Source organism: Allobrachymonas denitrificans DSM 15123, assembly GCF_900110225.1.
Classification (GTDB): Bacteria; Pseudomonadota; Gammaproteobacteria; order Burkholderiales; family Burkholderiaceae_C; genus Brachymonas; species Brachymonas denitrificans.
Map to the genome: position 1 here is coordinate 1,279,033 of NZ_FOCW01000001.1, position 17,843 is coordinate 1,296,875.

At 64.2% G+C, this 17,843-nt stretch carries 19 protein-coding genes; 4 read left to right on the top strand and 15 right to left on the bottom strand.

Annotated features, from left to right (window positions below; genetic code table 11):
* Window positions 1-51: 51 nt before the first annotated feature.
* The 4 genes from BMW28_RS05920 to mltG form a co-directional block, all read right to left on the bottom strand.
* On the bottom strand, window positions 52-858 hold the full coding sequence (locus BMW28_RS05920) for a TatD family hydrolase (protein ID WP_091814996.1): 807 nt from the start codon (window positions 856-858) through the stop codon (window positions 52-54).
* Between the two features lie 62 nt (window positions 859-920).
* A complete protein-coding gene (locus tag BMW28_RS05925; RefSeq protein ID WP_091814998.1) occupies window positions 921-2,003 on the bottom strand; it encodes a DNA polymerase III subunit delta' in 1,083 nt (360 codons plus the stop codon).
* Complete coding sequence (gene tmk / locus BMW28_RS05930; protein ID WP_091815000.1) at window positions 2,000-2,644, bottom strand: dTMP kinase; 645 nt, start codon at window positions 2,642-2,644, stop codon at window positions 2,000-2,002. The genes BMW28_RS05925 and tmk overlap by 4 nt, the downstream gene beginning before the upstream one ends.
* A gap of 3 nt (window positions 2,645-2,647) precedes the next feature.
* On the bottom strand, window positions 2,648-3,628 hold the full coding sequence (mltG, locus tag BMW28_RS05935; RefSeq protein WP_091815002.1) for an endolytic transglycosylase MltG: 981 nt from the start codon (window positions 3,626-3,628) through the stop codon (window positions 2,648-2,650).
* Between the two features lie 70 nt (window positions 3,629-3,698).
* Between mltG and ygfZ the strand changes: the two genes are divergently transcribed.
* The gene (gene ygfZ / locus BMW28_RS05940; protein WP_091815004.1) at window positions 3,699-4,742 is read left to right on the top strand and encodes a CAF17-like 4Fe-4S cluster assembly/insertion protein YgfZ; all 1,044 of its coding nucleotides are present in this window, start codon (window positions 3,699-3,701) and stop codon (window positions 4,740-4,742) included.
* Between the two features lie 6 nt (window positions 4,743-4,748).
* Here ygfZ and BMW28_RS05945 read toward each other — a convergent pair whose 3' ends face one another.
* Together BMW28_RS05945 and BMW28_RS05950 are read right to left on the bottom strand one after the other, a co-directional pair.
* Window positions 4,749-6,146 carry a HipA N-terminal domain-containing protein gene (locus BMW28_RS05945; RefSeq protein WP_159430722.1) on the bottom strand — a complete coding sequence of 466 codons (1,398 nt, stop codon included), beginning with the start codon at window positions 6,144-6,146 and terminating at the stop codon, window positions 4,749-4,751.
* A gap of 13 nt (window positions 6,147-6,159) precedes the next feature.
* Window positions 6,160-6,417, bottom strand: coding sequence for a helix-turn-helix transcriptional regulator (locus BMW28_RS05950; protein ID WP_091815009.1), 258 nt, complete (start codon window positions 6,415-6,417; stop codon window positions 6,160-6,162).
* 148 nt (window positions 6,418-6,565) lie between these two features.
* Between BMW28_RS05950 and BMW28_RS05955 the strand changes: the two genes are divergently transcribed.
* The gene (locus tag BMW28_RS05955; RefSeq protein WP_091815011.1) at window positions 6,566-7,033 is read left to right on the top strand and encodes a DUF4442 domain-containing protein; all 468 of its coding nucleotides are present in this window, start codon (window positions 6,566-6,568) and stop codon (window positions 7,031-7,033) included.
* A 19-nt stretch (window positions 7,034-7,052) separates the two neighbouring features.
* Here BMW28_RS05955 and BMW28_RS05960 read toward each other — a convergent pair whose 3' ends face one another.
* Window positions 7,053-7,409, bottom strand: a complete 357-nt coding sequence (locus BMW28_RS05960; RefSeq protein WP_091815014.1) for a DsrE/DsrF/TusD sulfur relay family protein — start codon at window positions 7,407-7,409, stop codon at window positions 7,053-7,055.
* A 161-nt stretch (window positions 7,410-7,570) separates the two neighbouring features.
* Window positions 7,571-9,961, bottom strand: a complete 2,391-nt coding sequence (locus tag BMW28_RS05965; RefSeq protein WP_091815017.1) for a Tex family protein — start codon at window positions 9,959-9,961, stop codon at window positions 7,571-7,573.
* Window positions 9,962-10,171: 210 nt separating this feature from the next.
* Here BMW28_RS05965 and BMW28_RS05970 point away from each other — a divergent pair, with 210 nt between their 5' ends.
* Both BMW28_RS05970 and BMW28_RS05975 read left to right on the top strand, forming a co-directional pair.
* The gene (locus BMW28_RS05970; RefSeq protein WP_091815020.1) at window positions 10,172-10,573 is read left to right on the top strand and encodes a hypothetical protein; all 402 of its coding nucleotides are present in this window, start codon (window positions 10,172-10,174) and stop codon (window positions 10,571-10,573) included.
* Window positions 10,574-10,794: 221 nt separating this feature from the next.
* Window positions 10,795-11,319: a LapA family protein gene (locus BMW28_RS05975; RefSeq protein ID WP_091815023.1), complete on the top strand. Its 525-nt coding sequence runs from the start codon at window positions 10,795-10,797 to the stop codon at window positions 11,317-11,319.
* Window positions 11,320-11,343: 24 nt separating this feature from the next.
* On the opposite strand, the gene BMW28_RS05980 is transcribed toward BMW28_RS05975, so the two are convergent.
* The 7 genes from BMW28_RS05980 to dusA all read right to left on the bottom strand — a co-directional run bounded on the left by BMW28_RS05980 (window position 11,344) and on the right by dusA (window position 17,840).
* On the bottom strand, window positions 11,344-11,898 hold the full coding sequence (locus BMW28_RS05980; RefSeq protein ID WP_091815026.1) for a PaaI family thioesterase: 555 nt from the start codon (window positions 11,896-11,898) through the stop codon (window positions 11,344-11,346).
* Window positions 11,895-12,176 (bottom strand): Dabb family protein, encoded by a 282-nt coding sequence (locus tag BMW28_RS05985; RefSeq protein WP_091815029.1) that lies wholly within the window; start codon window positions 12,174-12,176, stop codon window positions 11,895-11,897. The genes BMW28_RS05980 and BMW28_RS05985 overlap by 4 nt, the downstream gene beginning before the upstream one ends.
* A 35-nt stretch (window positions 12,177-12,211) precedes the next feature.
* Entirely contained in the window at window positions 12,212-13,387 is a 1,176-nt protein-coding gene (locus BMW28_RS05990) for an acetyl-CoA C-acyltransferase (RefSeq protein ID WP_091815032.1), read from the bottom strand.
* 35 nt (window positions 13,388-13,422) lie between these two features.
* Window positions 13,423-15,522: a 3-hydroxyacyl-CoA dehydrogenase NAD-binding domain-containing protein gene (locus BMW28_RS05995; protein ID WP_091815034.1), complete on the bottom strand. Its 2,100-nt coding sequence runs from the start codon at window positions 15,520-15,522 to the stop codon at window positions 13,423-13,425.
* 218 nt (window positions 15,523-15,740) lie between these two features.
* Complete coding sequence (locus BMW28_RS06000; RefSeq protein WP_091815037.1) at window positions 15,741-16,079, bottom strand: AzlD domain-containing protein; 339 nt, start codon at window positions 16,077-16,079, stop codon at window positions 15,741-15,743.
* A complete protein-coding gene (locus BMW28_RS06005) occupies window positions 16,076-16,813 on the bottom strand; it encodes an AzlC family ABC transporter permease (RefSeq protein WP_234969999.1) in 738 nt (245 codons plus the stop codon). Before BMW28_RS06005 ends, BMW28_RS06000 begins: the two co-directional genes overlap by 4 nt.
* 16 nt (window positions 16,814-16,829) lie before the next feature.
* Window positions 16,830-17,840, bottom strand: a complete 1,011-nt coding sequence (gene dusA / locus BMW28_RS06010; protein WP_091815041.1) for a tRNA dihydrouridine(20/20a) synthase DusA — start codon at window positions 17,838-17,840, stop codon at window positions 16,830-16,832.
* Window positions 17,841-17,843: the final 3 nt, after the last annotated feature.

The following is a 17,843-nucleotide window of genomic DNA, read 5'->3' on the forward strand; positions in this document are numbered from 1 at the left end:
CCTTCTTTTGGTAAAAAGATCAATATGATGCAGACCATTCATCAAGTTGCTTCAAGCTTTTTCGAGATTCTGTTCCATGAGGAACAAAAGCTCGAAATTACGTGAAGTCGCCCTGCCGACCTCCTCCACCGTGCACTGCTTGATCGTGGCCAGCTGGCTGGCAACATGGGGGACATAGGCTGGCGTATTGATCTTGCCGCGGTAAGGAACCGGGGCCAGATACGGGCTGTCGGTCTCGATCAGCAGGCGGTCCATGGGAACGAATGCTGCCACATCCCGCAGATCCTGGGCGTTACGGAACGTGATGATGCCGGAAAAGGAAATGTGGAAGCCCATATCGAGCGCTGCGCGCGCCACTGCTTCGGTTTCTGTAAAGCAGTGGAAGACACCGCCAACGGAGCCTGCGCTGCCATCCTCGCCCTCCTCCCGCAGAATGGCCAAGGTGTCTTCGGAAGCACTGCGGGTATGAATCACCAGCGGCTTGCCGAGCTGGCGCGCAGCGCGGATATGGGTACGGAAGCGCTCGCGCTGCCACTCCATGTCAGCTACGCTGCGGCCGTTGAGGCGGTAGTAGTCCAGGCCGGTCTCGCCAATGCCCTGCACGCGCGGCAGGCTGCCGAGTTCCAGCAGTTTCTCCAGCGTGGGCTCTTCCAGACCTTCGGTATCGGGGTGTACACCAGCCGTCGCCCAGAAGTTGTCGTAGCGCATGGCCAGTGCATGCACATCCGGAAATTCTTCCAGCGTGGTGCTGATGACCATGGCCCGGTCAACCTGTGCTTCGGCCATCGCCTGGCGAATGGTATCGACTTGTTCGCGCAGCTCGGGGAAATTGAGATGGCAGTGTGAATCTACAAACATGCATGAGAAATCAACAGGTCATGTTGATTTATTGAAGTGATTTGTCAAAAAATACGCCTCGATCACCGTGCCGGTAAACGCAGTGCCGGGCGTGTTGCAGGCGCCACCAGCGCCCTGCTCGCCTGCGCCACCAGGTCTTCCAGGAACAGGCCGGGGTTGTAAGGATGCTCTGCGGAGCGCCGGTCCTGTGCCAGGCGCTTGCCCCATTGGCTGATGGCGCGCCAGCCGGCAAGACGTTCCGCAGGAGGGAAATCCTCGCTGCCGAAGAACCGGGGAGTTGCCCCGGCCTTGACCGCCAGCGCATCGTGGCAGATCTTCTGCAGCACGTCGATGGCCTGGGCCGGCGCAAACGCGGAGAACGCCTGCACCTGGGACTGGTAGGCTGCCTGCGGCAGCTTGCGCCAGTCGGCTGCGCGCAGCCCTGCCCTGGCCAGATCGGAAGCGTCTTCCGCACGGCCACCGGCCGCACGCAGCAGCACGCGGGCGTCCTCTTCGGACAAACCCAGCTCCTGCAGCCAGGTGCGGGCTTCATCGGCTTGCGGCCAGTGCAGCGTGTGCGTCATGCAGCGGCTGCGGATCGTGGGCAGCAGCAGGTGCGCGGCCTCGGTCGCCAGCACGAAGCGCACATTGCCGACGGGTTCTTCCAGCGTCTTGAGCAAGGCGTTGGCGGTGACATGGTTCATGCGCTCGGCCGGATAGATCAGCACGGCCTTGCCGCGCGCGCGGCTGCTGGTGCGCTGGGCAAATTCGATGGCATCCCGCATCGCCTCGACGCGGATATCCTTGCTGGGCTTGCGCTTCTTGTCGTCAAGTTCCTTCTGGGTTTTTTCGTCCAGAGGCCAGGCGTGCTCCATCATGCCGGTTTCCGGCATCAGCACCTGCAGGTCCGGATGGGTTCGCACGCTGATGGCGTGGCAGCTTTCGCAAGTGCCGCAGGCAGTGCCGTCCTCCTGGGGATGGTCGCACAGCCAGGCCTGCACCAGAGCCAGGCCCAAGTCATACTGGCCGAGGCCGGTCGGCCCCTGCAGCAGCCAGGCATGGCCGCGTTGCTGCAGGAGTGCCACGGCCTGCTCCCTCAACCAGGGAGCCAGCGGACGGTCGCGCTCCACCTGTGTTTCGGCGGCAGGACTGCGTGTACGGCTCATGCCAGCCAGCCTTTCTGAGCCATGACGGCTTCGACCTGTTGCCAGACTTCTTGCGGCGTGCGCGAGGCATCGATACGGCCAAAGCGCGCGGGCGACTCTCGCATGCGGCGTGCGTAGCCCCCAGCCACACGTTCAAAAAAGCCGGTGGACTCCGCCTCGAACTTGTCGGGCTGGCGCGCATCAGCCAGGCGCTGGGCGGCAATGGCCGGAGAGACGTCGAACCAGAGCGTCAGATCCGGCTGCAACTGGGTGCCGTCCTCCTGACGCAGCACCATGGCTTCGAGTGCGCGCAGGGTGCCCCAGTCAAAATCACGGCCAGCGCCCTGGTAGGCAAAGGTGGCATCGGCAAAGCGGTCGCACAGCACCACCTCGCCACGGGCCAGCGCGGGAGCGATCACTTGCTGCACATGGTCGCAGCGCGCAGCAAACACCAGCAGCGCTTCGGTCAGGGCGCCCATGGGATCGTGCAGCACCAGCGAGCGCAGCTTTTCGGCCAGCGCCGTGCCACCGGGCTCGCGCGTGCGCAGTACCGTGCGCCCCTGGCGCGCAAACGTCTCTGCCAGGGTGCCGATATGCGTGGTCTTGCCGGCACCGTCGATGCCTTCGAAGCTGATGAACAGGCCTTGTCCGGACGGGTTCATGGCTTACCTGCCCCGGATGTACTTGTTGACCGCACGGTTGTGCTCGGTCAGGGTTTCGCTGAACTGGCTGGTTCCGTCACCACGGGCCACGAAGTACAGCGCCTTGCTTTCGGCCGGATTGGCCGCGGCTGACAGCGCGGCTGCGCCCGGCATGGAGATCGGTGTGGGCGGCAGGCCGGCACGCGTGTAGCTGTTGTAAGGCGTGTCGGTTTCCAGATCCTTGCGGCGCAGGTTGCCGTCAAAGCTCTCGCCGATGCCGTAGATCACGGTCGGGTCGGTCTGCAGGCGCATGCCGATCTTCAGGCGATTGCTGAACACCGAGGCGACCATGGTGCGGTCGGCGCTGTGGCCGGTTTCCTTCTCGACAATGCTGGCAAGCTTGAGCAGGTCGTACTGGTTCTTGACCGGCAGGTTGGGATCCCTGCCCTCCCAGGCTGCTTCCAGCTTGCGGTCCATGGTGCGCATGGCCAGCTTGAGCAGATCCACATCGGAAGAGTACTTGGCGTACTTGTAGGTATCCGGGAAGAACATGCCTTCCGGGTGACCGGGGCGGCCCAGCGCTTCCATCAGTTGTTCGTCGCTCATGCCCTGCGTGTCATGGCGCAAGGCATCGGCCTTGCCCAACGCGGCGCGTACCTGACGGATGTTCCAGCCTTCGCCGATGCGCACCTTGCGCATGGCAAATTCGCCCTTGATCAGCTTGTTGAGGAAGGTGCGCGGGGTATCGCCCTGCTTGATTTCGTAGGCGCCGGCCTTGAAGTTGCCCGCACGGCCTCCAATGCGCAGCCACAGGTCCAGCAGCCAGGATGGCGCCTCCACGCCGGCCTTGACCGCATTGGCGCTGATCTGCTGCGCGCCGTCCCCGGACTTGACCTGCAGGTCGATCAGGGGCTGCTTCAGGCTCAGGGGCTGACCGCTCCACCAGTAGCCCCCTGCGGCAGCCGCCAGCAGGAAGGCCACGATGACGATGATGAGTTTGCGCACGCGTTATCCTCGTAATTCGTTGACTCTACCGTTCCGCCAGACAGAGGCGGAACGACATGATAATTCACGCATGACTTCCGAACACATTCCGACTCCTTCAGCGCCTGGCCTGATCGGCCTCTCCCTGCCCGATGGCGTGGTGCCATTGAGCAGTGCAGACAGCACCTGGGGCATGATCCGCGTACACGGCGCCGACGCCACGCGTTTCCTGCAGGCGCAGCTCACCAACGATTTTGCCCTGCTCAAGCCCGACCAGGCCCGCCTGGCGGCATTCTGCAATGCCAAAGGCCGCATGCAGGCGAGTTTTGTCACGTTGCGTACCGTTCATGATGCCGACAGCAGCACCTATCTGCTGGTCTGCCGCAAGGATGTACTGCCCGCCGTGCTCAAGCGGCTGCGCATGTTCGTGCTGCGCAGCAAGGTCACGCTGGATGAGGTGACGGAAGGTTTGGCCCTGTACGGCCTGCTGGGTGAAGCGGCCCTGGCTGTCTGGGGCGAGGGCGCGGAGGCTGCCCAGCCCTGGAGCTATCGCAACAACGGCGAACGCCATCTGGTGTGGCTGTATCCGGCGGCAGAGCCGGATGCCCGTGTTCCGCGCGCCCTGTGCGTGCAGGACAGCTCGCTGCCTCCTCCTGCAGGTGCTGCCCTTGATCCCTCCCTGTGGGAACTGTCCGAGGTGCGCAGCGGCGTGCCCATGGTGAGCGAAGCCACCTACGAAGCCTTTGTGCCGCAAATGGTCAACTATGAGAGCGTAGGCGGGGTCAACTTCAAGAAGGGATGCTATCCCGGTCAGGAAGTGGTGGCCCGCAGCCAGTTCCGCGGCGCCATCAAGCGCCGTGCCTACCCTGCCAGTGGCGTTCTGCCGGCAGATGCAGCGCTGCCCCAGGCGGGGCAGGATGTGTGGCGTCTTGCAGCAGAGGGTGGCGAACCCGAGCCTTGCGGCATCATCGCCCAGGTTGCGCCCACGGATGGCGGCTTTGCCCTGCTCGCTTCGCTGCAGAACAGCTGTGTGGAAGAGGCGGTTCAGGGTCGTGCCACCCTGCGCGCCGGCACGGCAGACGGGCCGGAACTGCATCTGCAGCCCCTGCCCTACGATTTGCTGGAAGATATCTGACGGAAATCAGCCTGCGCTGCGCGCCATCTGGTCGGCGCGTGCGCGCAGGTGCAGCGCCAGCTGGCTCACGGACGGATGCTGCCACGCTGGTGCATGCTCTTCATCCTCCAGGACTGTGGGGAGTGCGGTACGCATGGCTTGCGCGAGTGTGCGGACGCGTTTACGCACCTGGTTGGGCGAAAGACCGCATTGCTGGGCGAATTCGTCCCAGGCGGCGTCGCCCGGAGCCCCTGTGCTGCGATGCCGGCCAATGGCGAGAGCCATGCGTGCCGGCTCGGCCAGATGCGGCATCGGGGACACCAGGGTGCTGCAGACATCCCAGAGCGGTGCCAGCTGCCAGTGCCCGGCTTCGTTACGCTGGAGCAGCAGGCGGTGCGGAGATGCAAGCGCATCCCCCACCAGCACAAAGCCGACCACCAGATCCAGCAGTTGCAGAACCGGCAGCACACTGGGTTGCGCATGCTCACGCAGCAGGGCAAAACTGGCAGCCCAGCCGGAAGCCTGACGGGATGTGGCTGCGCCGGGAGCCAGTCCCAAGGCCTGCCCCAGGGTTTCAGTCTGAATGCGTGTAACACTGCCATCCTCTTCGAGCCTGCGATCGGGACGGAGCTGCAACAAGGTAGTGATGGACTCCGACTGCATCAACTGGGCAGCCTGCACCGGTACGCCCATTTTCTGCAGCAGCTGCATGGTGAAGGCACGCTGCAGCAGCGCGGCATCCTGTCCGCCGGGCGCCATCCAGAGCACGTGACTGCTGTTGGGGTCCTGCGCGTTGCCATTCTCGTCTTCTTGCCAAATCGGCACCACGGCCACACTGGCGGGCCAGGAAGAGCGTGCCTCAGCCGGGCGGCCGAGAATCAGTTCGCCACAGGCATGCAGCAGGGCCTGCCCTGCGGCGTCACCCTGCCCGTCCCGCGTCTGGCTGTCATCGAACAGCGGCAACTGCGGAGCGGCCGGGCTGGCGGCGGGAAGCAGGCTGCTGACCAGATCCATGGCGTAGCGCTTGCGTCCGCTCTGCAGCTTGCGCAGCGAAACAGCCCCCAGGCAGTCGGCACCCAATGCCTCCAGCAGGGCAAGATCGTCGTCCTGGGCAATCTGCAACTCGGTCGATAGCGCCTGCCGGAGCGCTCCCGCAGGCAGCAGACCGGCGAAGAAGGCGTGGCTGGCCCAATGGTCGAACGGCTTGTCCTGCAAGGGAAGGTGCCACGACAGGGGCACGGCATCGGCACGTTCCAGCCATTCAGGGGCGTAGCTGAACTGCAGCCAGCCCTGGCTGGGCGCCGCCAGGGGGCTTCCCTTGGCGGATGCCTTGCCGCCAGGCGTTCCACGATGGGTGAGCGAACCCACAAGCTGATCGTGCAACAGAACCTGCAGACTGAGGGTGGAACGCGCTTGGCTGGTCATCCGGTTTCCTTGTTCAGGCCTCCTCGGCCACATCGTCGGCGAGGGGCACTCCCTGCATGCCGAGGCGTGCGCCAAGGGCTTGCACGACCTGCAGTACCTTGTTCAGGCGCACGGTCGTCTTGCCGGCCTCGAGTTCGACCACGAAACGCAGTCCGACTCCGGCGGCCAGTGCCACGTCGGCCTGGGTCAGCCCCAGGGCCTTGCGTGCCCGGTACAACGCCAACCCCAGATCCTGGGGACTATCTATGGGTTGCAAGGCGAGTTTTTGCATGTCTATTTCCCGCTCGGGGTTTTCATGCACAACATTTTACAAATATGGTATTTGTATGGCAAGCCTCATGTGTCGGGAAAGCACCCACATGGGCTTGCCGTTTTCCATAGCACAATCGCACGATCGTTCTTATTGTGGTGCTGCAACCATGGCATTGGCCTTTACCCCCTTCTGGATCAACCTGTACACAGCGGCAAAACTTCCGTCTGCCTGGCTGGCGGGTGTGCGCGTGCACAGCCTGAGCAATACGGAATGCGAAACGCGCGTCCGGCACCGCTGGATCAACCAGAACCCGTTCCAGTCCATGTACTTTGCCGTGCAGGCCATGGCGGCAGAGATGTCGACGGGATTGCTGCTGATCGCCAAGATCCGGGAGTCCGGACAGCCAGTATCCATGCTGGTGGCCAACAACCGGGCGCATTTCAGCAAGAAGGCACGCGGGCGTCTGCGCTTTCGCTGTACGGATGGCGCCGCACTGGAAGCTGCCGTGCGGGAAGCGCTGGCAAGCGGCGAGGGACGCACGGTCTGGGTGCGTAGCGAAGGCCGTGACGAGAGCGGGGATCTCGTCAGCAGCTTCGAATTCGAATGGACGGTGCGGGGCAAGAAGGCGGGTTGAGGGCCCTGCCCCTGCAAAATCAGAACGTCAGAACCTTGTCGGCCGCCAGCGTGTAGTCGGCCAGTTCACCCAGGTTGCCAATGCTGCAGCCTTCGATCAGCGGCAGATCCAGCAGACCGCGGCTTTGCACGCAGGTGCGGCACAGCTTGACCACGCCACCCAGCTCGACCAGGGTTTCAATCATTTCCTGCATGGTGTTGCCACTGGCGTGTTGCTGGTTGGGCAGTGCCATCACCGTGGCATCGGACATCAGGAATACGGTGATCTGCGGCTTGTTCTCTTCCTTGCCGGCCAGCGCCAGGGCCAGACGCATGGCGGACAGGCTCAGTTCGCTGCCGTATGGGGGAGCGTTGACGATGAAGAGGATGTTTTGCATGGGTATCTCGCGGTAACGGAAAAGTAAAACTATAGCAGGCGGGCGCTCCCTTCGAGGAGCAGGTCACGTCGACTTGCACGGAGGCCGTACATCAGCCAAAGGCGAACAATCCGCGCGTGCGCCACGTCGGCTTGAACAGGCGGCCGCCGTGGCCGCCCTGCCTATCGCTTCAGCCCCTTGAGCTTCTCGAAGGCCGATGCCATGGCGGTGGCCTGGGGCTGTGCCTGCGCACCACGTCCGTATCCGCCGTGACGCTGCTGCCCGCGCCCTGCTCCCTCAAAGCGGTTCTCGCGCGGTTCGCGTTTGCCGGTGGGGGCATCCAGTTTCATGGTCAGGCTGATGCGCTTGCGTGCCACGTCGACTTCCAGCACCTTCACCTTGACGATCTGGCCGGTCTTGACGATTTCACGGGCGTCCTCGACGAACTTGTTGGCCAGCTGGCTGACGTGGACCAGGCCATCCTGGTGCACGCCCAGGTCGACGAAGGCGCCGAAGGCGGCTACGTTGCTCACGGTGCCTTCCAGCACCATGCCCTCCTTCAGGTCGGCGATGTCTTCCACGCCGTCATTGAAACGGGCCACGGCGAAGTCAGGGCGAGGGTCGCGACCAGGTTTTTCCAGTTCCTGCAGGATGTCCTTCACCGTGATGACGCCGAACTGCTCGTTGGCGAACAGCTCGGGGCGCAGGGTCTTGAGCAACTCGGCGCGGCCCATCACCTCTTCCACTGGCTTGCCGGCCTTGGCGATGATCTGCTGTACCACGGGATAGGTTTCCGGGTGCACGCCGGTCAGGTCCAGCGGGTTGTCGCCGCCGCGGATGCGCAGAAAGCCGGCACTCTGCTCGAAAGTCTTGGGGCCGAGCCCGGTTACCTTGAGCAGTTGCTGGCGGTTGGCAAAGGCACCGTTGGCTTCGCGCCAGCGCACCACCGACTTGGCCACGGTGGCGGACAGGCCGGACACGCGGCTCAGCAGCGGCACGCTGGCGGTGTTCAGGTCCACGCCAACGGCGTTCACGCAGTCTTCCACCACGGCATCCAGCGTGCGGGCCAGCTCGCTCTGGTTCACATCGTGCTGGTACTGGCCCACGCCGATGCTCTTGGGATCGATCTTGACCAGTTCGGCCAGCGGATCCTGCAGGCGGCGCGCGATGCTGGCGGCGCCGCGCAGGCTCACGTCCACATCGGGCATTTCCTGGCTGGCGTACTCGCTGGCGCTGTAGACGGAAGCGCCCGCCTCGCTCACTACTACCTTCTGGATGGCCAGCTTTTCGACATTGTTGGAGGCAGCCATCTTGTCCAGCAGCTTGATCAGGTCGCCGGCGAGCTTGTCGGTTTCGCGGCTGGCAGTGCCGTTGCCGATGGCGATCAGGTTGACGCTGTGTTTGGCGCACAGGCGCGCGAGCGTGTGCAGGCTGCCTTCCCAGTCCTTGCGCGGTTCGTGCGGGAAGACGGTGGCGGTGTCGACCAGCTTGCCGGTGGCATCGACCACGGCCACCTTGACGCCAGTGCGGATGCCCGGGTCCAGGCCCATCACGGATTTCTGTCCGGCGGGAGCAGCCAGCAGCAGATCGCGCAAATTGTCGCCAAACACCTTGATGGCGACTTTTTCGGCATCTTCGCGCAGGCGGGCGAACAGGTCGCGCTCGATGGAGAGCGCCAGTTTCACGCGCCAGGTCCAGGCCACGCACTTGCGCAGCAGGTCATCGGACGGGCGGTTCTGGTGGCTCCAGCCCAAGTGCAATGCAATCTTGCCTTCGGCCAGGCTGGGCTGGCCGAGTTTGGGTTTTTCGCCTTCGGGCAGGATGCTGTCGGACAGCACCAGCTTGGCGTCGAGAATGTCCTGCGCGCGGCCGCGGAATACGGCCAGGGCACGGTGGGATGGCACGCGGCCGATGGGCTCGTCGTAGTCGAAATAGTCGCGGAACTTGGCCACTTCGGCGTCGTTCTCGTTCTTGCCAGCCATCAGCTTGCTCTGGAACAGGCCTTCATGCCACATCCATTCACGCAGGTTCTGCACCAGGGCGGCATCTTCGGCCCAGCGCTCGCTCAGGATGTCGCGCACGCCATCTAGCACGGCCTGCACCGTGGTGAAGTCTTCACCGCCCTCACCTTTCTCTGCCAGGACAAAAGCCTGTGCTTCGGCCTGCGGATCGAGCGAAGGATCGGCAAACAGCTTGTCGGCCAAGGGCTCGATGCCGAATTCGCGGGCAATCTGGCCCTTGGTGCGGCGCTTGGGCTTGTAGGGCAGGTACAGGTCTTCCAGTTCCTGCTTGGTGGGCGCGGCTTCGATGGCAGCGCGCAGCTCGGGCGTCAGCTTGCCCTGCTCGTCGATGCTCTTGAGCACGGCGGCGCGGCGGTCGGACAGTTCGCGCAGATAGGACAGGCGGGTTTCCAGTTCGCGCAGCTGCGCATCGTCCAGGCCACCCGTGGCCTCCTTGCGGTAACGGGCGATGAAAGGGACGGTGGCGCCACCATCGAGAAGCTCAACTGCTGTCTGAACTTGACGCGGCAGTACCTTGATTTCACTGGCGATTTGTTCGATGATGCTTTGCACTGCGGGAATCCTCTGGCGCGCACATGATCGCGCGCAACTGCTGTCTGAAAAACGTAGCAGTGTGCCACAAGGCACTCTCCTTTCCGGGGATCCGTCTGAGTAGATCGTGCACTTTCCCGCCCTGTGGGTGCGAAAAAGGCCGGTCTGCAAGCACATTGCTCCCGTCATCCAGCACAGGCACAATGGCGCACCGCCTTGCCATTTTCCGCCATGCCCACCGTGATTTCCCTGCTCAAACGCACCCTGCAGTCGCTGGCAGGCCTGCTGCTGGCATTGGTGGTGCTGTTCGAGGAATGGGGCTGGATTCCGCTGTCCCGCCTGCTGCAAGCGCTGGGACGGTTGCACGTGTGGCGCGTGCTGGAAAAACGGATAGCCGCCCTGCCCCCGCACTGGGCACTGCCCCTGTTTGCCACGCCGATGGTGGTGCTGTTTCCCGTCAAGCTGCTGGTGCTGCAGCGGCTGGCTACCGGGCACCTGTGGCAGGCTGCGGTGCTGGAAATTCTCTCCAAACTGGTGGGCACCGCGATAGTGGCCTGGCTGTTTCAGCTGGTGCAGCCGGCCCTGATGCAGATCGGCTGGTTTGCGCGCTGGTATCCGCGCTGGCTGCTCTGAAAGGCGCGCTGGTTCGCACTGATCCGCAGCAGCCGTCCCTGGCGCATCGGGCGCCTGATGCGCCGGCGTGTGCGGCGCTGGTGGCACACGCTACAAAAACAGGCATAAGTTCACGTGCCGTAGCACCTTGCTGCGGGGCGGCTTGTTTCAGCCGCCGGGGCATCCGGTATATTCTCAGGCTAGGTCACCAGAAGGATGGCCAACGGCACAAGGAGAACACCATGCGCAATCGCACCATTCTGATGATCATCTTCTTTATTCTCGTGGCGGCGTTTGTGGCCCTGAACTGGGCCGAATTGTCGCGTCCGACCGCGCTGAATCTGGGCATGTCCGAGGTGCAGGGCCCGTTGGGTCTGGTGATGCTGGGTATCCTGGGGCTGGCCGTGATCCTGTTCCTGGTCTATGCCGTCACCCTGCAGACCGCCTCCCTGCTGGAAGCGCGCAACCACACCAAGGAACTCAACGCCCAGCGTGACCTGGCCAACAAGGCCGAAGTCAGCCGCTTTACCGAGCTGCGCGGCGTGATCGACCAGATTGAGAGTGACTCGCGCACGCGCCAGAACGAGCTCAAGCAGTGGTTCGAACAGCGTATGGCGACGCTGCAGCAGGAAATGGGCTCGAAGATTGACAACAGCGGCAATACGCTGGCGGCCTACATGGGTGAGCTGGAAGACCGTTTCGAGGGCCGCAGCAGCGCGCGTCCGGCAGGTCCCCGCACGATTGACGATGTGACGCCACGTGGTTGAGGCGAGACCCTTTCGCCGACAGCCTCAATCCGTCGAAATCACCTGATCCATCTCTTTGGGCAGGTGCAGTTCCTGCGCCTTCTTGCTGCCCACGGCCAGCTTGCGCACAAACTTGAAGGTGCCGGTGGCATGCGCACACGGCTTGCCAGCCTCGTTGTAGAGCGTGCCTTCGGTAAATGCCATGGTGGCAGTACGGTGGATGAGGCGGCCCTTCCCTGTCAGCGTGCCCTGGGCCGGCTGCATGAAACTGGTCTTCATCTCGATGGTGACTACGCCCATGTTGGGCTCCAGGCAGCGGGCCGAAGCGGCCAGCGTGACGTCGAGCAGCGTCATGCAGACACCGCCATGCACCACGTTGAACGAGTTGAGGTGCTCCGGCTGGGGCGTGTAGCGCAGCCGGGATTCGCCGTTGGCCGACATTTCCGTCACGATGCCCAGATGCTCCACGAAGGGGATGTGGGGCACATTGATGCGGGTGGCCGTCGCGGATTCCGTGTCGGGCGAAACTTCTGACTCGGACTGCGCGGAAGCTACCTCCCTCTCCGCTGCGCCGGCCTTCTCCAGCGAACCGGCGCTCATGCTTCGTAATCCACCACGGTGCGGCTGGAACACAGCGGCTTGACCTGCGCCTTCACCGCCATGTGGTCCGGATGGTCCTGGTAGGCATCCAGCACTTCCTTGCTCTCGAAGGCAGAGTACAGCACCACGTCGGCATTGGCTTCCAGCCCGTCGGTGCGGATGCCGGCTTCCAGCGCAAGGATGCCGGGCACCACGTTGCGGCAGCTTTCGAGCAGCGCCTTCATGCGCGGTGCGTCGGCGGGGTTGTGCAGGGTCCAGATGACGATGTGCTTGATCATGGTATGCGGTATCGAAGTGCAGAAAAGCGCACAGCTTACAGCACTTCGAACACGCCCGCAGCCCCCATGCCGCCGCCAATGCACATGGTGACGCAGACGCGCTTCGCACCACGACGCTTGCCTTCGATCAGCGCATGGCCCACCAGACGCTGGCCGCTCATGCCGTAAGGGTGTCCCACCGCAATGGCGCCGCCATTCACGTTCAGGCGGTCATCCGGGATGCCGAGGCGTTCACGGCAATACAGCACCTGCACGGCGAAGGCCTCGTTCAGCTCCCACAGGTCGATATCGCCCACAGTCAGGCCCAGGCGGTCGAGCACCTTGGGCACGGCAAATACCGGGCCGATGCCCATTTCGTCAGGCGCGCAGCCGGCCACGGCAAAGCCAAGGAAGCGGCCCAGCGGCTGCAGGCCACGCTGCTCGGCGAGTTTCTCGTCCATCACCACGCAGGCGCCGGCGCCATCGGAAAACTGGCTGGCGTTGCCGGCAGACACGGTGCCGCCCGGCAGGCTGGAGCGCAGGCCGGCGACTGCTTCGAGCGTCGTGCCTTCGCGCAGGCCTTCATCCTTGCTGACGGTGACCTGCTTCGTGACCAGGCCCAGTGTCTTGTCGGCAATGCCGGCAGTGACGGTGATGGGCGCAATCTCGGCATCGAACAGGCCGGCAGCCTGGGCCGCGCAGGCCTTTTGCTGGCTGGCGGCGCCGTAGGCGTCCATGGCGTCGCGGCTGATGCCGTAGCGCTTGGCCACGATCTCGGCCGTCTGCAGCATGTTGAGGTAAATGTCGGGGCGGTTCTGATCCAGCCAGCTGTCCTTAAGCATGTGCTGGTTCATTTCCTGCTGCACGCAGGAGATGCTTTCCAGGCCGCCAGCCACATAGACACTGCCCTCGCCTGCAATGATGCGCTGCGCGGCCAGCGCAATGCTCTGCAGGCCGGAGGAACAGTAACGGTTCACGGTCATGCCGGACACGTTGTCCGGCAGGCCGGCGCGGATCACGATCTGGCGTGCGATGTTGGCGCCGGTGGCGCCCTCGGGCAAGGCGCAGCCCATGATCACGTCTTCCACCTCGGCCGGGTCAATGCCCGCGCGCTGGATGGCGTGCTGCACCACATGGCCGCCGAGCGTGGCGCCGTGGGTCAGGTTGAAGGAGCCCCTCCAGCTCTTGGCCAACGGGGTGCGTGCGGTGGATACGATGACGGCGGATGTCATGGCGGTGTTCTCCTCGTTGTTCTGCTTGTGGGATGTCAGGCGAACTGCCGGCCTTCGTCAGCCAGGCGTTGCAGCAAGGGGGCCGGTTGCCAGAATTCGGCATCGTCCAGCGGGTTGGCGGCAAAGCCGCGCATGGCGGTCAGCACCTGGTTCAGGCCCAGTTCGTTGGCGTAGTGCATGGGGCCGCCGCGATGGATCGGGAAGCCGTAGCCGGCGATGTAGACCATGTCGATATCGCCGGACTTGCTGGCAATGCCCTCTTCCAGGATGCGCGCGCCCTCGTTCACCAGCGCCAGCACCAGGCGCTTGACGATCTCGTCGTTGCCGATCTTGCGCGGCGTGATGCCTTTTTCCTTGCGGTGGTCCTCGATCATCTGGTTGACCAGCGCGCTCGGCTGCGCGTCGCGCTTGCCGGCCTGGTAGTCGTACCAGCCGGCGCCGGTTTTCTGGCCGAAGCGGCCCATTTCGCACAGCTTGTCGGCCGTGCCACTGAAGCGGTAACCCGGACGCTCCACATAGCGGCGCTTGCGGATGGCCCAGCCAATGTCGTTGCCCGACAGATCGGACATGCGGAACGGCCCCATCGGGAAGCCGAACTGTTCCAGCGCGCGGTCCACCTGCTGCGGCGTGCAGCCTTCATCCAGCAGGAAGCCGGCCTGGCGCAGGTACTGCTCGACCATGCGGTTGCCGATGAAACCGTCGCACACGCCGGACACGACCGCGATCTTGCGGATCTTCTTGGCCAGCGCCATCACGGTGGCGAGCACGTCCTTGCCGGTGTGTGCGCCGCGGATCACTTCCAGCAGCTTCATCACGTTGGCCGGGCTGAAGAAATGCAGGCCGACGACATCCTGCGGGCGCTGCGTGAAGGCGGCGATACGGTCCAGATCCAGCGTGGAGGTGTTGCTGGCGAGGATGCAGCCCGGCTTGCAGACTTCATCCAGCTTGCGGAACACCTGCTCCTTCACGCCCATGTCCTCGAACACGGCCTCGATCACCAGATCGGCGTCCTTCAGGTCGGCATAGTCCAACGTGGTGTGCAGCAGGCCCATGCGCTGCTCCAGCTTGTCCGCCTTGAGCTTGCCTTTCTTGAGTTGTGCTTCGTAGTTGCCGCGGATGGTGGCAATGCCGCGGTCCAGCGCCTCCTGCTTCATTTCCAGCAGCAGCACCGGGATGTCGGCGTTGAGGAAGTTCATGGCGATGCCACCGCCCATGGTGCCGGCGCCGATGATGCCGACCTTCTGGATCGGACGCAGCGGCGTGTCGGCCGGCACATCGGCGATCTTGCTGGTGGCGCGCTCGGCGAAGAACAGATGGCGCAGCGAGCGGGACTCGGGTGTCATCATCAGGCTCAGGAACAGGTCGCGCTCCTTGAGCAGGCCTTCGTCCATGCGGGTCTGCGTGGCGACCTGCACGGCATCCACGCATTTGACGGGTGCCGGCAGATGCCTGGCCATGCCGCGCGCCATGTTGCGGGCGAACTGGAAATAGGCTTCACCTTGCGGGTGCGCACAGGGCAGCTGGCGCACCTGTGGCAGTGGGCGCACATCTGCAATGCTTTCGGCGAAGGCGACGGCTTCTTCCAGGATGTTCTCGGCGGAAGGCACCAGCTTGTCGAACAGCTTCTGACCGGGTGCCTGGGCCAGCATCTCGGCCGGCACGCTGTTGCCGGTGATGATCATGTTCAGGGCCGGCTCCACGCCCAGCACGCGCGGCAGGCGCTGCGTGCCGCCGGCGCCGGGCAGCAGGCCCAGCTTCACTTCGGGCAAGGCAATCTGCGTGCCCGCCGCCACCACACGATAGTGACAGCCCAGCGCCAGCTCCAGACCGCCACCCATGGTCAGGCCGTGCAGGGCCACCACCACCGGCTTGGTGGCGTGCTCCACGGCGTGGATCATGGTGTGCAGGTTGGGTTCGGCAAAGGTCAGGTCCGTGCCGAACTCCTTGATGTCGGCCCCGCTGCAGAACTGCTTGCCGGCGCCGTTGATGACGATGGCGTGAACGTCAGCGTCCTGTTCAGCCTGGCGCAAAGCCTGCATGAAGGCCTGGCGGGTAGCCAAGCCCAGCCCGTTCATGGGCGGGTTGTAGAGAGTGATGACGGCCACCGGGCCGCGCTTGGCGAAATGCGCTGTCATGGACTGAGTCTCCGGCTGAAGTTCCGACGCTGCCAGGGTGAGGTCGAAACAGATCCCCGTTTCTGCTTCGCGATGAAGCAGAAAAGTACGGTCGTTTTATTTTCAGCAGATTGTAGGGGAGAAACAGCAAGTCAAGCGTGACCGGATGACAAGGGATAACCCAGGGGAAACGCAAAATTCTTCTTCACCGGAAGATGGTCGGCGGAACACCCCAAGGCTCAAACCATGGCGTAGGACAGCCCGCCATAGGCCAGAATGCCGGCCAGCGTAGGCAGTGCAACTCCCCCAGCGATACGGCGCACCAGCACGATCGCAAGCAGCGACAGCACCACCCGCAGCAGCGGCCAAGCAGGCTGCCCCCATTGCCATTGCGACCAGAGCGAAGCCACCAGCAAGGAGCCGATCGCAGCCGGGCCCAGCGCCTGCAAGGCACCGCGCAGCCAGGGCTGCATGGCTTCATCTCCCCTGCCCTGATGCCAGCGCATGGGCCAGAGGCGGATCAGGAAGGTGCCCGCGCCGCACAGCAGCACCACCCACCAGAGATCGGATGCGTTCATTGCGCAGCCTCCGTGCCCATGTCGGAATCAGTCTTGCGGCTGGCATCCCAGGCGCCGAGAAGCGCACCGCTGGCCAGTCCGCCCAACATGGCGATATGTCCAGGCAGCAGCATCAGCAGTGCTGCGGTTGCCAGCATGGCCCCAAGCGTGACGCGCAGGCGCGTGTGGCGCAGGATTTCCAGCAGCAAGGCAAAGAACAGTGCCGGCAGCACGAAATCCAGTGTCTCGCGCAGCCACGGTGCCTGCTGGCCCAACTGATGCCCCAGCAGGGCTCCCACAGCCGTACCCGATACCCAGGAGGCATACGCTCCCAGCTGCATGCCCATATACCAGCCCTGCCGCTGCTCGGGGGCGATGCGATCCAGCCTGCCGATGGAGGCTGCATAGACCTCGTCCGTCAGGCCGAAAGCCAAAATCGGCAGCGGCAAGCGCCGCCGTGCCGTGCCGAGCTTGTCGAGAATGGAGGGACCGTAGAACAGGTGCCGCACGTTCATCAGCAGCACCGTGGAAATGATGCCGAAGGCCCCTGCCCCTGCTGCAGCCAGCGCCACCAGCACGAACTGCGCCGCCCCCGCATACACCGTGAGCGACACCAGAATTGCCAGCCACGGCGGGAAACCGGCCTGGATGGCGGCCAGGCCGAACGAGACGGCAATCGGAAAATAGCCGAGTCCGATCGACAGGCTGTCGGTCAGACCCTTGCCGACGCTGGTAAAAGACACACGGGACTGCATGGTGGGTGGTGCCGTCTCAGTGGACGTCCTCTTCCAGCACGGGCGGCGACGAATGCAGCGCCTTCTGCGCCAGGTCGTACACCTCGCGCGGCTTGGCGCCCTTCAGGCGATGGTCGCTCCACACCTGGCGCCAGCGGCGTGCACCGCGCTGGCCATGGCGCAGGCCCAGCATGGAACGGGCCACGGCATACCACCAGGTGTCGTACTGCGCCGCCTCGCGCTCCATGTAGGCCACCATGGCCAGTTCCACCTCGTCGCGCGTGAGCATGACGGCACGGTCCTGCTCGCCCGCCATCAGGCCATCCCACTGCGTGAGCGACCACGGGTTGTGCCAGGCTTCGCGGCCGATCATCACGCCATCCACATGGTTCCAGTGGTGCCGGATCTGCTCCGCCGTAGTCACACCGCCGTTGAGGGCGATATTCAGCTCGGGGAAATCCTGCTTGAGCTGATACACCACCTCGTAGCGCAGTGGCGGAATCTCGCGGTTTTCCTTGGGACTCAGGCCCTTGAGCCAGGCATTGCGCGCATGCACGATGAAGTGCTCCACACCCGCGTCCGCCAGCGTGCCGACAAAGTCGCGCACCATGGCATAGCTTTCGTCCTTGTCCAGCCCGATGCGGTGCTTGACGGTGACCGGCACGCGCTGCACCGCGTCCTGCATGGCCTTGATGCAATCGGCCACCAGATCCGGCTCGCGCATCAGGCAGGCCCCAAAGGCGCCAGACTGCACGCGCTCGCTCGGGCAGCCGCAGTTGAGGTTGATCTCGTCATAGCCCCACTGCTCGCCCATGCGCGCACTTTCGGCCAGCATGGCCGGATCGCTGCCGCCCAGCTGCAGGGCCACGGGGTGTTCTTCGGCGTTGTAGCGCAGATGGCTGTCGGCTGCGCCGCGCGTGATGGCGCCCTGGTTGATCATCTCCGTGTAGAGCAAGGCATTCTTGCTCAGCAGCCGCCACAGATAGCGGGCGTGCCGATCGGAAACATCCAGCAGGGGCGCAGTGGCCAGACGCGGGCGCTCACGCATGCA

Excerpts from the sequence above, each read along its gene's own strand:
- BMW28_RS05920 (WP_091814996.1), bottom strand. The coding sequence starts at position 858 with ATGTTTGTAGATTCACACTGCCATCTCAATTTCCCCGAGCTGCGCGAA.
- BMW28_RS05925 (WP_091814998.1), bottom strand. The coding sequence starts at position 2,003 with ATGAGCCGTACACGCAGTCCTGCCGCCGAAACACAGGTGGAGCGCGAC.
- tmk (WP_091815000.1), bottom strand. The coding sequence starts at position 2,644 with ATGAACCCGTCCGGACAAGGCCTGTTCATCAGCTTCGAAGGCATCGAC.
- ygfZ (WP_091815004.1), top strand. The coding sequence starts at position 3,699 with ATGACTTCCGAACACATTCCGACTCCTTCAGCGCCTGGCCTGATCGGC.
- BMW28_RS05945 (WP_159430722.1), bottom strand. The coding sequence starts at position 6,146 with ATGACCAGCCAAGCGCGTTCCACCCTCAGTCTGCAGGTTCTGTTGCAC.
- BMW28_RS05950 (WP_091815009.1), bottom strand. The coding sequence starts at position 6,417 with ATGCAAAAACTCGCCTTGCAACCCATAGATAGTCCCCAGGATCTGGGG.
- BMW28_RS05955 (WP_091815011.1), top strand. The coding sequence starts at position 6,566 with ATGGCATTGGCCTTTACCCCCTTCTGGATCAACCTGTACACAGCGGCA.
- BMW28_RS05960 (WP_091815014.1), bottom strand. The coding sequence starts at position 7,409 with ATGCAAAACATCCTCTTCATCGTCAACGCTCCCCCATACGGCAGCGAA.
- BMW28_RS05970 (WP_091815020.1), top strand. The coding sequence starts at position 10,172 with ATGCCCACCGTGATTTCCCTGCTCAAACGCACCCTGCAGTCGCTGGCA.
- BMW28_RS05975 (WP_091815023.1), top strand. The coding sequence starts at position 10,795 with ATGCGCAATCGCACCATTCTGATGATCATCTTCTTTATTCTCGTGGCG.
- BMW28_RS05980 (WP_091815026.1), bottom strand. The coding sequence starts at position 11,898 with ATGAGCGCCGGTTCGCTGGAGAAGGCCGGCGCAGCGGAGAGGGAGGTA.
- BMW28_RS05985 (WP_091815029.1), bottom strand. The coding sequence starts at position 12,176 with ATGATCAAGCACATCGTCATCTGGACCCTGCACAACCCCGCCGACGCA.
- BMW28_RS05990 (WP_091815032.1), bottom strand. The coding sequence starts at position 13,387 with ATGACATCCGCCGTCATCGTATCCACCGCACGCACCCCGTTGGCCAAG.
- BMW28_RS05995 (WP_091815034.1), bottom strand. The coding sequence starts at position 15,522 with ATGACAGCGCATTTCGCCAAGCGCGGCCCGGTGGCCGTCATCACTCTC.
- BMW28_RS06000 (WP_091815037.1), bottom strand. The coding sequence starts at position 16,079 with ATGAACGCATCCGATCTCTGGTGGGTGGTGCTGCTGTGCGGCGCGGGC.
- BMW28_RS06005 (WP_234969999.1), bottom strand. The coding sequence starts at position 16,813 with ATGCAGTCCCGTGTGTCTTTTACCAGCGTCGGCAAGGGTCTGACCGAC.
- dusA (WP_091815041.1), bottom strand. The coding sequence starts at position 17,840 with ATGCGTGAGCGCCCGCGTCTGGCCACTGCGCCCCTGCTGGATGTTTCC.